This is a genomic window from Pleionea mediterranea (genome assembly GCF_003148745.1).
Classification (GTDB): Bacteria; Pseudomonadota; Gammaproteobacteria; order Enterobacterales; family Kangiellaceae; genus Pleionea; species Pleionea mediterranea.
On the sequence record NZ_QGGU01000004.1, the window covers coordinates 87,416 to 103,653 of the forward strand.

At 43.3% G+C, this 16,238-nt stretch carries 16 protein-coding genes; 6 read left to right on the plus strand and 10 right to left on the minus strand.

Annotated elements, in window-relative coordinates; genetic code table 11:
* Positions 1–4: 4 nt before the first annotated feature.
* Entirely contained in the window at positions 5–643 is a 639-nt protein-coding gene (gene yihA / locus C8D97_RS05985; RefSeq protein WP_109762850.1) for a ribosome biogenesis GTP-binding protein YihA/YsxC, read from the minus strand.
* Positions 644–852: 209 nt separating this feature from the next.
* On the opposite strand from yihA, the gene C8D97_RS05990 reads away from it, so the two are divergent.
* The 4 genes from C8D97_RS05990 (at position 853) to C8D97_RS06005 (ending at position 5,003) form a co-directional block, all read left to right on the plus strand.
* The gene (locus C8D97_RS05990) at positions 853–1,455 is read left to right on the plus strand and encodes a c-type cytochrome (protein WP_109762851.1); all 603 of its coding nucleotides are present in this window, start codon (positions 853–855) and stop codon (positions 1,453–1,455) included.
* A 393-nt stretch (positions 1,456–1,848) separates the two neighbouring features.
* Complete coding sequence (locus C8D97_RS05995; protein WP_146196088.1) at positions 1,849–2,550, plus strand: hypothetical protein; 702 nt, start codon at positions 1,849–1,851, stop codon at positions 2,548–2,550.
* Positions 2,551–2,553: 3 nt separating this feature from the next.
* Positions 2,554–3,399, plus strand: a complete 846-nt coding sequence (locus C8D97_RS06000) for an endonuclease/exonuclease/phosphatase family protein (RefSeq protein ID WP_109762853.1) — start codon at positions 2,554–2,556, stop codon at positions 3,397–3,399.
* A 5-nt stretch (positions 3,400–3,404) separates the two neighbouring features.
* Complete coding sequence (locus C8D97_RS06005) at positions 3,405–5,003, plus strand: GGDEF domain-containing protein (RefSeq protein WP_109762854.1); 1,599 nt, start codon at positions 3,405–3,407, stop codon at positions 5,001–5,003.
* 16 nt (positions 5,004–5,019) lie between these two features.
* Here C8D97_RS06005 and C8D97_RS06010 read toward each other — a convergent pair whose 3' ends face one another.
* Positions 5,020–5,727 carry a DUF599 domain-containing protein gene (locus C8D97_RS06010; protein ID WP_245411403.1) on the minus strand — a complete coding sequence of 236 codons (708 nt, stop codon included), beginning with the start codon at positions 5,725–5,727 and terminating at the stop codon, positions 5,020–5,022.
* Positions 5,728–5,772: 45 nt separating this feature from the next.
* Here C8D97_RS06010 and C8D97_RS06015 point away from each other — a divergent pair, with 45 nt between their 5' ends.
* Positions 5,773–7,911 carry a thioredoxin domain-containing protein gene (locus tag C8D97_RS06015; RefSeq protein ID WP_210204869.1) on the plus strand — a complete coding sequence of 713 codons (2,139 nt, stop codon included), beginning with the start codon at positions 5,773–5,775 and terminating at the stop codon, positions 7,909–7,911.
* Between the two features lie 20 nt (positions 7,912–7,931).
* Here the strand turns inward: C8D97_RS06015 and C8D97_RS06020 are convergent, their stop codons facing one another.
* Positions 7,932–8,912, minus strand: a complete 981-nt coding sequence (locus tag C8D97_RS06020; protein ID WP_109762856.1) for a VanZ family protein — start codon at positions 8,910–8,912, stop codon at positions 7,932–7,934.
* A gap of 418 nt (positions 8,913–9,330) precedes the next feature.
* On the opposite strand from C8D97_RS06020, the gene C8D97_RS06030 reads away from it, so the two are divergent.
* Positions 9,331–10,542, plus strand: a complete 1,212-nt coding sequence (locus tag C8D97_RS06030; protein ID WP_109762858.1) for an MFS transporter — start codon at positions 9,331–9,333, stop codon at positions 10,540–10,542.
* 282 nt (positions 10,543–10,824) lie between these two features.
* Here the strand turns inward: C8D97_RS06030 and C8D97_RS18005 are convergent, their stop codons facing one another.
* From C8D97_RS18005 to C8D97_RS18435, 7 genes are all read right to left on the minus strand, one after another.
* Positions 10,825–11,058, minus strand: a complete 234-nt coding sequence (locus C8D97_RS18005; protein ID WP_146196089.1) for a hypothetical protein — start codon at positions 11,056–11,058, stop codon at positions 10,825–10,827.
* An 89-nt stretch (positions 11,059–11,147) separates the two neighbouring features.
* On the minus strand, positions 11,148–11,492 hold the full coding sequence (locus tag C8D97_RS06035; protein WP_109762859.1) for a hypothetical protein: 345 nt from the start codon (positions 11,490–11,492) through the stop codon (positions 11,148–11,150).
* 267 nt (positions 11,493–11,759) lie between these two features.
* Complete coding sequence (locus C8D97_RS06040) at positions 11,760–12,158, minus strand: hypothetical protein (protein ID WP_109762860.1); 399 nt, start codon at positions 12,156–12,158, stop codon at positions 11,760–11,762.
* A gap of 93 nt (positions 12,159–12,251) precedes the next feature.
* On the minus strand, positions 12,252–12,464 hold the full coding sequence (locus tag C8D97_RS06045) for a hypothetical protein (protein ID WP_109762861.1): 213 nt from the start codon (positions 12,462–12,464) through the stop codon (positions 12,252–12,254).
* A gap of 141 nt (positions 12,465–12,605) precedes the next feature.
* Positions 12,606–12,911 carry an antibiotic biosynthesis monooxygenase family protein gene (locus C8D97_RS06050; protein ID WP_109762862.1) on the minus strand — a complete coding sequence of 102 codons (306 nt, stop codon included), beginning with the start codon at positions 12,909–12,911 and terminating at the stop codon, positions 12,606–12,608.
* A 158-nt stretch (positions 12,912–13,069) separates the two neighbouring features.
* The gene (locus C8D97_RS06055; protein WP_109762863.1) at positions 13,070–13,612 is read right to left on the minus strand and encodes a demethoxyubiquinone hydroxylase family protein; all 543 of its coding nucleotides are present in this window, start codon (positions 13,610–13,612) and stop codon (positions 13,070–13,072) included.
* A gap of 569 nt (positions 13,613–14,181) precedes the next feature.
* Positions 14,182–16,236 (minus strand): M20/M25/M40 family metallo-hydrolase, encoded by a 2,055-nt coding sequence (locus C8D97_RS18435; protein ID WP_245411404.1) that lies wholly within the window; start codon positions 16,234–16,236, stop codon positions 14,182–14,184.
* Between the last annotated feature and the right edge of the window lie 2 nt (positions 16,237–16,238).

The window sequence follows — 16,238 nt, forward strand, 5'->3', positions numbered from 1 at the left end:
TGCGTTACTGATATTCAAACCAACTCAATAAGCGATGCATCAGCGTATCCATGCCGGTGCGTTTTAGTGCCGAGAAGTTTTGTGCCGTAAAGTCTGGGTGCATTTCTTTTAGCTGCTTTTTGACCTTTAACAGCGTATTTTTGGCGGCACCCTGTTTCAGTTTGTCGGCTTTGTTAAGCAGAACATGAGTCGGCAAACCCACATCGGCGGCCCATTGGATCATCTGTTGATCGACATCTTTTAGCGGATGGCGAATATCCATAAGGACAATAAGGCCCTTTAAGCATTCGCGATGTTGCAGGTACTGGCTTAAGGTTGCCTGCCAGCGCTCTTTGATTTCGAGCGAGACTTTGGCAAAACCGTAACCGGGTAAATCGATTAAGCGGCGCTGATCGTCCAGCGTGAATAAATTGATCAGCTGTGTCCGGCCCGGGGTTTTACTGGTACGGGCAAGAGATTTCTGGTCGCAGATCACATTTAAAGCGCTCGACTTACCGGCGTTTGATCGACCGGCAAAAGCAACCTCTATTCCCACATCGGCGGGCAGTTGAACCAGCTCGGCAGCACCCTTTAAATAAGTTGCCTGGCGGAATGGATTATGACGAGCTAGTTGCTCATTGGTTTGGTTTTTCGACTCCGACACCTGAAAACTCCTGTGAGTGGGTAAAAAATGTAAGCTTTCATGATTTCCAATTCGCTTACATATGGCTTTTTTCGGGGAGTTTCCCTATAATTCAGCCACTTTCATCAATTTGGCGCAAGTGTATCACGGCGCATAAGCACGATAGTACTTTCTTAATCCCTTGAGCTGAAAGTACATTATGAGCAATTCCGCTGGATAAAGGATAAACAATGAAAAAATTTGCAGTATTATTCGCTATTTTGGGGTTAGCCTCCACCGCTACAGCAGAGGGCGATGCCGTTAAAGGGCAGCAAGCCGCCACCGCTTGTGCCGCTTGTCATGGTGCCGATGGCAACACACCGCTGGCTCCTAACTACCCTAAATTATCTGGTCAGCGTGCCAACTACGCTGAAAAACAACTGCACGATTTTAAATCGGGCGAGCGCGACAATGCCGTTATGGCGGGTCAGGTGGCCAATTTAAGTGATGAAGATATGGCCAATATTGCGGCTTTCTACGCCAGCCTTGAGCCACAGTTTGCCGCAGTTCCGGCAAAATACATCGAACAAGGCGAGCGTTTATACCGCGCGGGCGACAAAGCCACTGGCATTCCTGCTTGCGCAGCCTGTCATGGTCCTAAAGGACGTGGTCTTGATTCGGCAGCTTTTGCTGCACTGGGCGGCCAAAGCCCTCAGTACACCATTGAGCAACTTAAAGCGTTCCGCGATGGCACACGTGCCAATGATGCCAACCGCATGATGCGCGATATCGCCGCAAAATTGTCGGATGAGCAAATGGAAGCACTGGCTTACTATATGGTTGGTCTGCATTAATCGATCAGTCTATTGCCAAGTTAGTTTGAAAGGCGGCCTCAGGGTCGCCTTTTTTGTGGCCGTGTGTATTTGCTGGAAGAATTTTTTCGACAATCAATAACCGGTTTATCCAATACCCGATTCAAAACATGGCAACTTATACCACTCCCTGATACCTCAACCACAGACTTTCTTCGCCGGATCGCCTAAACTGTGTGATGACATGGAATGATGTCTGGTTTGGCTTGTCCATTGATAGGGCATGCTTCTCGGGCTTATTGTTCAGATCTGTTTCTCGGACGCTCGAGCCTGTTGATAGAATCTGATGTTCAAGATTCAGCGCAGTGATAATGGATCTGCAGTAGTGACTGAACCAATTATTAATAAACTGAAAAAGACGTTAACGGATGCATAATGAATAGAAAAACCTTCATCGTATGGTTGATGGGGATGTCTCTCGGTGTTTCTGGCCTGCTGAAGGCCAGTGAACCGGCAACAGACGTTAGCCAACGATTTGTCGAATCGACAGACTATAGCTTACTGGCTGAACCGCAAAGCGACTTGCCAGAATTGATACTGGTGTTCTGGTATCAGTCGGCCTCATCTGCCGAGGTTTATCAGGCGTTGATTGAGCAGGGCTTAAATGTCACCTTGTGGCCAGCGATTTATCGTGAAGCCTGGCGACCAGCAGCCAAGCTTGCGCTGATGGCGGAGCAGTTGGAATTTACGCCGTCACAGCAACAACAATTGTTTCAGCGAGTTATGGCAATGAGCAAAGACAATCAGTCGCTTGCAGTGCAGGATCATAAGGCGTTTGTTCGATTGTTGAGTCAGACGTCGTCCGGCACGGATGATACGGCAACCGAGGCTGAGTTAACCAGCGCCAACGAGTCCGACTCTACTATCGAGTTAGACAGCGACGCCATCGAAACAGCCGTGTATGACAGTGAGTTACCAAAACGGTTAAAGACATTACAAAACCGGCTAAAACAACTACCTATTTCCTCTGTGCCGACTATTATTTTTAAAGGGCGCTATATTATCGATGCCAATCAGGCGAAAACAAGCCAGCGGTTGCTGCAAATCATTCAATTTCTGGATCAGACAACACCATAAACCATGCTAAAACAACCGGCCACAACGCAGCTAACGGATAACGACGAAAACTTACGTTTAAAGGTACTCAGCTTTAATATTCAGGTGGGGATCGATACCGCGCGTTATTCGGATTATTTGCGAAAAAGCTGGCGTCATGTGTTGCCTCATTCGGGGCGACATCTTAATTTGACCCGTATTGCCAAGCTCATCAAAGACTATGATGTGGTGGCCTTGCAAGAGGTGGACGCTGGCAGCTTGCGCAGTAATTTTATCAATCAGGTGGAGTTTTTAGCCAAACGCGCAGACTTTGGGCACTGGCATGTGCAGAAGAATCGCAATCTGGCGAATATCGCAGCTCACGCCAATGGCTTACTGTCGAAAATGCCGGCTGAAATGGTGGTGGATCATACCTTGCCGGGGCTTATCCCCGGGCGTGGCGCATTGCAGGTGAATTTTGGTGGCGGCGAAGACTCGCTGGTGGTGATGGTGGTGCATTTATCCTTGAGTAAAAAAGCACAAATGAAACAATTGCGCTATATTGCAGACAGTCTTTCTGATCATCAAAACTTTGTCATTATGGGCGATATGAATTGCGAACCCCACTGGCTGGTGGAACAACTCGATAAACAGGGACTGGCAACCCACATGGTCAATGAGTATCAGCCAACTTATCCTAGCTGGAATCCCAAGCGATCACTGGATCAGATTTTGGTCAGTAATAGCTTGCAGGTGGAACAGGTAGACGTGTTGCCCACGGTGATATCCGATCATCTGCCCATTGCCATGGAAATTACCTTACCGGCCTCGCTGGCAAAGCGTATTCGTTCACGCCATTGCCCACAAAACTTAACCACTTACTCACTGTAACGCTTATGTCTAACGATCAATCTACGACAGCATTATCCGAAGAAACAGAACAACTCAGACGATTTTTAAATCACGTCAGCTACAGTGGTATGGGCGTCGATCGTCAGCTTGATGAGCATCTTAAGCATTTACGTCAGTCGTTAAAAAAGCAGGCAAGCGTCGATGATCTAAAATACGACGTGGACAGCATTACCAATTATTTACGCGAGCTCGAAGAATCGGTTGAAATGAGTCAGCATGATTCGGTATCCGATTCGCTGTCGGCACTGTCTTTACTGGTGGATGAATTATTAAAGCAGAACGTCGATAAAAAACTGAACAAGCGACTGAAAAAAATACGCGCTCGGTCAAATGCTTCGGTTGATGAAGTGGTTGCCGAACTGAAACAGGTGATTACTGAGCTGGCGGAAAAAGACAGTTCTTCAACAAGTAGCTGGAACCCTTTCAGTCGTAATAAAAAGAAAAACGATGAGAGTGCTGATTCAAAGCAGAGCCGAGAGACAAAACAGGAAAGCGATGATAAGTCTAAGGCCTGGTCGAATCAAATACCGGACAGTATTTTAGACGCGTTGAATAATTTTGTTGAGCAGCTGGGCAATATTGATATTTATCGTAAAGCGACACAGTCGATAAAACAGCAGTTAAAATCATTGCAACGCTATGAGCAGCTAACGCCCCTGATTGAACAAATTGCCTCGGTGTTACTGGAAGCGGCAAATCAGGAACATGCGCAATTTGAAAGTTTTTTACAGCAACTGAATAAACGGTTACTCAATGTTGCTTCTTACCTTAATAAAGCCTCTCTTGGAAACGATGGATTATTAGCCGATACCAAGCAGCTTAACGATGAGCTGGCAAAAACCATTATCGATATCAAACAGGAAGTGAATGAGGCACCGGGTCTTGGCAATCTTAAGCAAAAGCTATTATTAAGTTTTGAGCATATTTTTGACAGTGTCGGACGGTTTCGTGATTCACAAAATAATCGTGTAAAAACTTCCATGAGCGAACTAGCGATTATTAAAGAACAACTTCAGGCAACGGAAGATGAAGCCAGCCGCCTGAAGAATAATTTAAAAGAGCAACGCTTTAGAGCCTACAACGATCCTTTAACACAGCTACCCAATCGTTATGCCTATAATGAACGTTTAACGCAGGAGTACACTCGCTGGCGTCGATACCGCAGTCCACTGTCGTTAGCCGTAGCCGATATCGATTACTTTAAAAAAGTAAATGATCAATACGGGCATTCGGCAGGTGATCGCGTGCTTAAACATGTTGCCGAAGTGTTAGAGCATGGTATTCGCGAGTCCGATTTTATCGCCCGTTACGGCGGAGAAGAATTTATAGTTTTAATGCCGGAGACACAGCTGGCCGATGCAACCAAAGCCATCAATAAACTTCGGTTATTAATCAAGAATGAAAAAGTTCATCTGGATAATGGTGACAAACTCGATGTAACCCTGTCGTTTGGTGTCGCAGAATTTGAAGGAACCGATACGGCAACGGATGTGTTTAATAAAGCTGATAAGGCGCTGTATCGGGCAAAACAGAAAGGACGCAACCAGGTGTGCTGTGAACGCTCCAGTGGCCCGCAAGACTAAAGCGTTGAAACATGTTTTAGTGAGGCAGTTTACCGGCGGATTTTAATGCTTTGAGTGTGTAAGAGCGGAACTCTCGACGATATAACACGGCCACTACCCAACTGGACGCAATCATAAACAGCACCGGGTGGATAAACCAGCTTAAGATCGCCATCGCAAACGAGTAAGCTCTTAGCCCGTGCGCGAAGGAATCATTGGCACGGGTTAATATTTGATTGGCGTTCACCACAAACAATTCCTGTACATCTTGCGGAGCATCCGGCTCCGGCGCCGCGCCTAACATCACAATGGCAAAATTATATTGCCGGACACTCCATGAAAATCGAAAGAATGCATAGACAAAGGCAAACACCAGTACCAGCAATTTAAACTCGAAGCTGGCACGGGTGTTTTCGGCAATAAAAGGTAAGCTGTTGGTCAGATCGATTACTTGATCGGTTGCGCCCAGAACCGTTAATAAACCCGCAAGAATGAACATGGTGGTGGAGGCAAAAAAGGTTACGTTTCGCTGTAGTATGCCAAGCGCAGTAACATCACCAATGCGTACTTCTCTGGCGAGTACCCGATGCATCCAGATGCCGCGCACATCACTTAATGAGGTGGCAATGGTGGGGACCTGTTTGGCCTGTCGATGAGAAAAAATTGCGTAGCCCAACCAGCACAAAGTAAACCAGCCAAGCGCTATCCAGTCAAAGGGCGTTAAAAATTCCAGCAGTGTTTTCAAATCGCAGTTTTATCCGTGTATAGTGATGGATTGATGACGTTAACAATGTACACAAATGAGGCAGGCGTGTCATTTTTTCAACAAAATAATCTAATTTCCAGTCACAGTCCTTATTTACGGCAACACGCCGAGCAACCTGTTCACTGGCAAAGCTGGAACAGTGATACTGTTAATTTTGCCAGACAGCAAAACAAACCCATCTTGTTGTCGATTGGTTATTCTGCGTGTCACTGGTGTCATCGCATGGCGCGAGAATCATTTAGCAATCCACAAATTGCAGAGTTTATTAACCATCATTTTGTCGCAATAAAACTGGATCGGGAAGAGCGTCCCGATCTGGATAAGTTATATCAGCAGACGCATCAGGCATTGAATCAGGCGCCGGGCGGCTGGCCACTGAATGTGTTTTTAGAACCCAACAGTTTAATGCCGTTTTTTGCCGGAACTTACTTTCCTGATGAAAAATCGCCTGACGAAAAAGCCACTGAAGAAAACGTCTCTAAAACTGATTTTTCCAAAACAGACACTTCCAAAATATCAGGATCGCAGCAAACCAGTTTTCAGCAAGTGCTGGTTTCTATTCAGGACATTTTTCAAAACAAAGCTGACGATGTTCAGCAAATGACAAATCAGGTGAAGCAGTATTTACTGAAATTAAATCAAACACAACAAAGTCATTGCGAAGCAGAATTGGTGAACCGATTTTTACAACAATACCTCAAATACTGTGATAAACAGTGGGGCGGTTTACAAGGTGCGCCAAAATTTCCTCAAGCGACCATTTTAACGTTATTGCTTAATTCGGTTATTCATAAGCGTCCTGCGGAAAGTGAACAACTTTATCAGGCGATTATGTTGGCGTCGCAATCCATGTCAAAAGTCGGTTTGTTTGATCATCTGGCCGGCGGATTTTTTCGTTATTGCGTAGACGACTATTGGGGCGTGCCGCACTTTGAAAAAATGCTGTACGACAACGCATTGTTGATGAGTTTTTACGCCCAGCTGGCCCGGTTCAATAAAGAAGGATCGGTGGCTTATGTTTGTCGTCGTATCCATCAATGGCTTAATGATGAAATGAAGCATGATTCAGGTGGCTACTGTGCCACGCTTGATGCGGATACCAAGGAACAAGAAGGCGCTTACTATTTATTTGATAAACAGGAAGTGAAGTCATTATTAGCCGAACAAGAATGGCACATTGCCGAAGTGGCGTTTGGCTTGCATCAGGCGCCCAATCTAAATAACCAATGGCATTTGCATCAGTGGTACAGCGATGAGTCTTTGGCTAAAAAATTAGACTTACCGTTAAAACAGATCCAGTGGCAAATAGAGCCGATAAAACAAAAACTACTGGCGCATCGAAGTCAGCGCAGTAAACCATTGCGCGATGAAAAAATATTAACCGCCTGGAATGCCTTAACCGTTACGGCCATGTATCAAGCCGGGCAACTGTTAAATGATGAAGCCATGATCGAACAGGCGTCAACTACGCTCGACTTTATCCATAACAATCTTTGGTTAAATCAGTCGTTAATGAGTTGTTATAAAGATGGCTTTGCTTACCAGTCAGGTTTTCTGGATGATTACGCTTATCTGGCGGATGCGATATTAGAGTCATTAAAATCACAGTGGAGCAGTGAGCGTTTTGATTGGCTCGAACAGTTAATCGAAAAAATGGTAGATGAATTTTATGATACCGAGCGTAATGCGTTTCGTTTTTCAAATGAAAACGATTGCCCGGTTGATATGGTGTCCTTTGCCGACGATGCACTACCGAATGGTAATGCCATTGCAGTAAAAGTATTGCAGGCGTTTGGTCAGTTAACCGAAAATACCGACTACAGCCATATGGCCAACAGTATTTTGCAGTCGGCTGCAGACGCTATGCACCAAACACCGCTGGGTCATGCGTCCATGTTATCTGCGTTATTAATGAGGGACCATCGCCAACATATTGTAATTCGTGGTCATCATACGGATGCTATTCAGTGGCAGCAAAGAGCGCATGAACACCCTGGCATGCACGCAGTCTATTTTATTCCCAACGATGCATCGCTGCCTGATGCAATGGCGCAAAAATACCCAGAAAAACAAAGCTGTTACGCGGTTATGTCCAGTGATGGCAAAAGCAATATTATTATTGATGATTTGGAACAGTTACTGCCAAAACTTAAGCAGCACTAATCTGACATTGAAATAATTAATCAGTTTGAAAGTTTTATATCATCAAAATAAAGTAAAACCGGGCTTTTGGGTTGATGCAAATACCAGCTGACACTGTCTATGTTATCCATCTGCATGGCGCGGGTGGCCGGTGATGTTTTAATTTCGTTTAAATCGATACTGTGATGATTCCAGCCGGGTTGTAGTGTTAAGGTTTTATTGTATCGATCATTAAATGCGTAATAATTTTTTGCATGCAGTTTGTCACTGACTTTAACAGTCAGTTGAAGCGAAGTGCTTGTCGTATTATACACACTAAATTGAAAAAAACGGGCGTTACGCCAGTCCGGTATTAATTCTTTCAAGGTGATTGTTGGGGACTTCGATGGTTGGAACAGCGCTTTAAGTTGCTGGCTTTTATGTCGATAGGCTTCAGGGCCGTTTGCCCCTGTATTACCGGCTTTATCTTCTGCCCGATAAAGACTGAGTAAAGCCGATTGATAATGCCAACGAGTCAGCTCTGTCTGGTGCGAAAAGTCGGCAAGTACAGGAAACGACTTTTTCATATGACTTTCATCAATTACCGTTAACCAGAAATTTTGAGTGCCTACAAATGCGAGTAGAATTGAAGGTAATGTAAGAACCAGTTTATGCCAGTAGCGGGATTGTCTGAACAGCTGAACAATAATGGCGCCTGTTATACCGCCCAATGCGTCATTGGCAATATCCATCATTTCAAAGTCTCGGCCAATCAGCAGTTGAATGACTTCCGTCAGTCCGCCCAAAACAACGCTGAACACCAGACTCCAACATAATAATGCCAAAAATGATGCCTGCTTAAACACTGGCAGCTGCGTTATTGAAATAATTAATAATGCAAACAAAAAGAAATGACCGGTTTGCCAAAGCTCGTTTAACAGTCGGCTTTCGCTGATATCCGGACCACCCATAAATAGCATGGCCAGCAAAAAAGCCGTGGCGCCTAAAGTAGCGAAGCGAAACAAAGATTTGGCAATAGGCATAAATAAGTGGCGTCCTTTTCACGCGAGTGGCGTTTGAGTTCATTCCTTGATGATGTTTATTTTACCAGAGATCAGTTTAGTCTGATATCCGTTTACCCAGCTTGGATTTAATTCAAGATCAATTTAATCCAAGAGTAATTCAATCCAAGCTCAACTTTATTCAAAATCACCTTTCCGAGGTCAGGTTAATCAAAGTTCAGGCTATCCAGGCCAAGGCTTTAGTTATAACAGTGGTGGCGTTTAATGATCAAGCATATAGGCGGTTAAAAGCAATGAGTTCTAACAAGCTGATGTTAAGCGAAGTTTAATTAGAGTGGTTATAAAGGGAAAGCGCAAATCGCAAAAGATAAACATGCCCTAAAATCCCGTGTTATTCTTAAGCACTCAGAAAATAGACTAATCATTCAGGATAGCTTTTTTGCCACATAAATTATCGCCTTACGTCTGGTTATACACCGCCTGCTATTCATTAATGTTGTCCGGCACATCAATGCTGGTTTTAATCGCAGGCATTATCGGCAGTGATATTGCACCCTCGGCATCGCTGGCGACATTGCCCATTGCTCTGGCTATTGTCGGGCTAGCGCTAAATACTTTACCCGCCTCCTTTTTAATGAGCCGATACGGCCGTAAAACAATCTTTCTGCTCTACGCAATAGTGGGCATCTGTTCTGCATTGCTGGCGGCTTATGCCATGGTGATCAACAGCTTTTTGGTGTTCTGCCTGGCCTCGCTTGGTGTGGGGGCTGGTGCTGCGGCGGTTCAGCAATATCGTTTTGCGGCGATGGAAATGGTGGCCACCGATGCCATTCCTAGAGCGGCTTCCACCATATTACTCGGCGGCATTGTTGCCGCTATTTTAGGGCCGGAACTGTCACTGCTTGGTAAAAATCTGTTCGAATACGATTATATGGGATCCTTTTTACTATTGGCCGTTGTCTACTCACTGGGTTTTTGTTTGTTGCTGTTTACGCCCAACCGAACCTTGGTGCAGCCGACGGATGATCGACCCGGACGAAGCCTTACCAACTTATTTAAACAACCCACTCTGATTATTGCCGTGTTAGCGGCGGCAGTGGGTTATGGCGTGATGTCATTTATAATGACTGCAACACCACTGAGTATGCACAATCATTTTGGTCACAGTCTTACGGATACCAAATGGGTGATTCAGTCGCATGTGGCCGCCATGTATTTGCCTTCGTTGATATCCGGGTTTTTAATTGAACGATTTGGCTATTTAAAAATGATGGTCGCAGGATTAGTTGCCTTTGCTCTGTGTTTAATCATCGCATTTTCGGGACAAAGTTTTTCTGCGTTTTGGGCCGCACTTATCTTGCTTGGCATTGGTTGGAATTTTCTGTTTGTCTCTGGCACAGCCTTGCTGCCAAAAACATATCAACCGAACGAAAAGTTTAAAGTACAGGCGTTTAATGACTTTCTAATTTTTGGCACCCAGGCCGTCGCTGCGTTAAGTTCTGGCTGGGCATTAATGCAGTATCAATGGCAGGGACTATTGCTCTTGTCGGTCATTCCTATCTTAATCATAGTGGCGGTATTGTTTGTTCAGGCGAGCAATCGACGGCTGCTTAGAAATACCGAGGCACAAGCGCAAAGCAGTCGTTCATAAAAACACGTTATAAAAAAAAGAAAGCCTCCAGCGCTAGCACGATGGAGGCAATACGAGTTCAGCTTGGGGAAACCGAACCCAATTCCCGCTACGAAGGAGGGTGTGGCGGGAAGACGCCGTCATTGGCATCTGTTTACTAAGACGTTTTAAAGTATAAAAAGTTGCAGACTTATGCCGCGATATATGTAAAAAAATATTTCTGACATAAAATATTGTCTGAGAGAAGTGATTGTTGAACAGATAAGTACAGAACAGTTAAAACCTCTAAATGAGGCCCTGGTGTTATAACAACGCCATTGCCAGCGCCATTGTTATTAAGGCTGCAATAACTAAAAAGAACAGACCCAGAGTAACATTCGCTTGTAACTTTTGTTTGTTGTGTTGTTTGAATTGTTGCAGTTCATGTTCGGAGGTGATGTGGCTACAGTGAGGGCATTCGTCTAACGATTGTCGATGGACTTTTTTGCAACGCTTGCAGGTTTTATAAGGAATAACTCTAAAAGGTAACTGGATCATAACTTGGCATGAATTTTATAAAGTGAGTAAACCGAATGGTTCATAGTTCGTACCTAGGTTGTTAGCTTGCTTATAGATCATTAGATTGTTCACAGGTTGTTAGATAAGTCTAGACGTTCAACTGAGTCACTACAATGGGTGGCTTTGTTATCGACGATTTTAATTGATAGCCAGTCTGAATGAACGAAGCCTTCTTTTTCAAAAGGTTTGGCGTCTTTGTCTATATTTGTGAGAAGGTTTAACACTTGCGATTTTTGCTGCCCAGCAATAAGCTGATGACAAAGCTGACGGTAACTTTTTAACGTTTGATTAAATTCAAACTGCGATTGTTGCTGATATGTTTTGGTGACCGATGTGTCGATCATCAGCAGCAGCCAAAAGGCATTACTGATGATTAATAATAAAACCAGTGCTGTAATAAACCATTTTGTCATAATTTATCCAGATAATATTTAGAAAATCGATAATACTTATTAACAAGAGAACATTTGAAAAATAGTTAAGAACAAGTAATCATGCAGCAAAAGCCCGTTTTTCAATAAAGTTTAACTTAATTATTAAAACGGACTTTTTAAGAAGAGTACTTTGCCAAAAGATCTTTTTCTAGAAGACATTCATTCCCACAAAAAATACTTTCCATAAAAAAATCTATTTCAAAAAAACGCTTGCCCAATATATCCGGCCAGTGAATGCTATGGCGATTACTTAGTGCCCAGTTTGCCACCCAGCCAGGCCATTGGCAGATAAGCCAGCACAATATCGAGGGCTATAAACCAGATTGGTGCAGGCAGTAAAAAAGCATTGGTAATACCGCCCAACATAAAAAATCCACCGATAACCATTGCGAGTGTCATTTTACGCGAGCTTGCCACTTTTGCTGCAATAAAAGCGCCCACCAGTGTACCTAAGGCATGAGCTAAAAAAGGAAAAATAAAATGCTTCGCTTCATATAAATGCATGGAGGCTTTTAAGCTTTCCATGTTGGTGGGATCAATTCCTTCCGGTGGCGGGATTATACTGCCGCTAACCATTATCAGCCCCATATTCACTGAGCCACCAAGTACAAGCGCCAAAACAACGGCTAATATATTTTTTAACATAAATGTACGCCTTTTATAGAGCACAACTTATTTTTAAAGCCTGCAAGAACCCAAAAAAATACTATGAATTACTTGCAGGGTGATTATTAAATTTTAAGACTCTGCAGGTTGTGATTCTGTTGAAGCTTGTTTATTGCCGATAAAAAATAAACCTGCACCAACAACAATCGCACTACCTCGAATTAACCAACCAATGGTTTCGCCCCAGTTATCAATCCACATTAATAGTTTGAATTCATACCCAAACTGATTTAATAAAATTGATCCAATACCGGCAATTACTAGATAAATTCCTATAGATTTCATTATTTATTCCTTTTTTTTAGTTTGTTGTAAGATCGAGAAGGATCTTTTTATGGAACAATCGAGATATTGTTCCTTTCGAGACAGTACCAATTTGATATCAGGCTGTAAATGAGAAATTTATACGTCACTAATGTCTTGTGGTTATTTTTTACTATAACGACGCACCACTTCAACAACTTCTATCTGATAATCACTGTACCAGCTTTCCACGCCTTGTTGCTGTGCAATACGATGATCGTCGTCTTGCTTCCACGCGAGAATATCGCTTTCCGTATGCCAATAGGATATGGCTATTTCTTGGCCGTCTTCAAAGGTTGAAGTAAAGTCCACACAATTGTAGTCGGCTAATGCTTTTTTCCGAAGTCGTTGAGCAGTGCTTGTGTAATCGTTATAAGATTGCTCGCTAATATTTGTATTTAAAGTGGCTCTAAAAATTACGGCAAACATTTAATTTAACCTTAATGAATGTAGTGAAGTTTAAAGTGGTGAATATTTGAATTCATCTAACTTTATCTAATCACTTTTATTTAAGAGTTATACCTAACAGTACATTTCGTCTATAAGCTGAAGTTCAGGAACGTCAATATCTGAGGCTTTCTTAATTGCTAAAGTTTGGTCGATAACCAAATTGCTACTTTGGTTGAGGTTTTAACAATAAAAAAAATTGGTTTATACATAAAAGTATTGCTACCACGTGTAGCACCTATGCTCTGATGAGCCTCTTCGTCCGACTTAATACTGTATACGGCATCATATGCCTCTTTATCGTGTTCATTCAAATAACTTAACTGCCACGTTAGGTGGTGTAAAACAGTTGTTTCAATAGCGTTAGTGCATACCCATATTGCATTGCGGCCCATTAAGGCAGTAAGCAACCCTAAAAGAAATCCGCCAAAGGCCCAGAACCATAATGCATAACAAGTACGAGTTGAACGTTTTTTTAGTAGGTTATCAAATGTTTCGAAATGCTCTTTTTCGTGAGTTAGCATTTCATTTAATTCTGGTACGATATCTTTATAAAGATATTTCGATATCAATAGTTGGGACTTATATATATTGATCGCGCCTAGCTCACCAGCGTGGTCAACTCGAATAATTCTTTCTATTTCTTTTTTATGTTCGATCTTTATATCCTTTACGCATGAAATGCCTTCAGCACAGGCTAAAAATTAGCGAATCAGTACTTGTTAAGTGTCATTATATCGTTGCTAACCATCTACACTATTTGTAGTTATTGTTGAGATGCACTTGGTATTGCAAACGATGCATACACCTGCAATCTTCTTCACATCACTTTCTATATACAACTCAGGATTTTTCATACTAAGGTCTGCTTCGTTACAATGTTCACACCATGTTTGTTGTAAAAACCATTCTTGATCAGGTATCGGTAAAGAATAAAAATCTAATTCTTTTTTCTTATTCATAGGCACATAAAGTCGATTGCATTCAGTACATCACAATTAAATTCAAAGATTTGTTTATAAGTTACCAAAAATATTACGAATTATTGGATACTTGCGCAATCTTCCATCAATGTCAATTACGTATTCATTCCGCTTTACTGTCTGTAAATCCTGAGTCACGTTTTAACACTCTTTCAAATCCGTTGCTTACAAGTGTGTAGCCTTGTAACAAAAAAAGGGAGCGCGAGGCTCCCTGTGAAAATTCCTTATAAATAAGGAAATGCTCTATATTCCAACCAGAAGAATGTGAGCTAAGGGGTTCCTGTAATATTCAGTGTGATGGAAGAACTGTTCGAGTAGCCTCTCACACCAATGTGCCAGGTGCCTGCAGCCGGTGAATTAAAGCTGCAAGATTCGTCGTTGCCCCATTTGTAGGGACGACAGTCATAATTGCTGGTGCTGGGTTGTGCGCCACGTCTGACATAGAGATCGCCATCACCGCTGCCACCAGAAATCGAGACTTCCAGTGAAGCGTATCCACTGGCGAGATCAACGGTGTGATAAAACCATTGACCCTGATTAACCGAAATATCATTAACGGTTTCATTGATCGGCGGGTTGCCCTGGCCGGCTTCGGTGTAGTTGCCAACCAACGAGACATTGGAAAATGTGGAATAGGCTTTTACTCGAATGTAGTAAGTGCCGCCGCTGGAACTGCCGGTACAGGTTTCGTTATTGCCATTGCGGTAAGGGCGACAATCGTAGCTGGAATCGGTGGGGGCTGATCCAAACTTCACATACAGATCCGCATCACCGCTGCCGCCACTGATGGCAAAACTAATGTCGGTTGCGCCCGATGGAACCTCCATGGTGTAGATCACATCACTGCCTTGCGAAGCATTTAAGCCATTAACCGGCACACCATTTTCCAGTACATCGTCGTTTGGTGGCGGCGGTGGTGGTGGAGGATTATCACCGGTGCCACCTTTGCCAAGCTCGGCAACAAATGCCGATGACAGTTTGACAAAGTTATAGGCGTGGCTTGAATCGAAAACGGTATCGTTCGCCGTATGAATGCGATAATTGGCATCGCTCATATTGGATTCAAAGGGGATGGATGCGGCGAACCCTTGGTTATGCCAAGACGCATGATCGGAACAGCCATAACCGCAGCGGCTGGTGCCGTAGTTAACCCCTGGCATATAGGTATCGAGTAGCTGCATCATAAAGTTATTTTGTGCGCTGTTGGTGTAGTCGGTCATAAACACAATATCTCGCGAGGCAGTTCCCTGATTGCCGGTCATATCAAATTGCGCAACACCGATCACATCGCTGCCATCGTTTTTATGAGCCTGAGCAATTGCATTGGAACCTCGAAGTCCTACTTCTTCTGCGGCGTACCCCATAAATTTAATGGTGCGGGCAGGTTTATAACCACTGGCAACCATGGCGCGCAGGGTTTCGGTTAATACCGCTATGCCGGAGGCATTATCGTCGGCGCCGGGCGCGCTACCATTGCTTGGATTGGATTGATTAATGGAATCCAGATGGCCACCAATGACAATAATTTCATCGGGATTAGTTGTTCCGGTTACCGTGGCAATGACAGACGGTTGTGCCCAACTGTGATTATAAAGAGCCACCGAAATATCACTGCGACCACTGCTGATGGATTCCCATTGCTGTTTGATCCAGTTTGATGCATCGACGCCAGACTGTTTGGTGTAATAACGATTGTAATAGTTGCTTAATGTATTCACCGTTGAGTCGAGATTACTGATGTTTAATTCACTAAACAAAGCGTTTACACCCGCCGAATTATCAATGGTGTAATTCACCGCTAATAATTCCGGATCACCCGTTGAATTTAAAAAGTCGATGGCCTGTTGTTTAGACTGATGAAAAAAGAAGCCACCGCAGCGATTAAATTTTTCGTGCATGGTGTGGCTGAGTTTATCAATATTGTGTTTGTTGATGCTGGCCACTCGTACGTTGGACTGTTTGACTTTTTGTTGCAAAGAGTTCTGCGGCAAAGAGTCTTGTGGTAAAAAATTTAATTCGAGCTGATTTAATAAGGATTGTTTTGATTGTTCGGCAACGTCAGCACCAATGGTGATCCAGACGCGATCAGAATGACTGTCACTGTCATTCAGTGCCTGTTTAAAAGAATGCGAATGCTGAGTATTTTTATTGGTGTCGCTTTTGATATTGCTGCTTAAATTGTTGTTTAAATTACTATTTAAATCGAGACGGATATTGTCACCGGATTTACTGTCGACATTAATTGTCAAAAAACTGCAGACAATTAACATCAGCATCGATGAAAAGGAAATCGATGAAAAGGGTGTCGATGTTAACTGTTTCATAG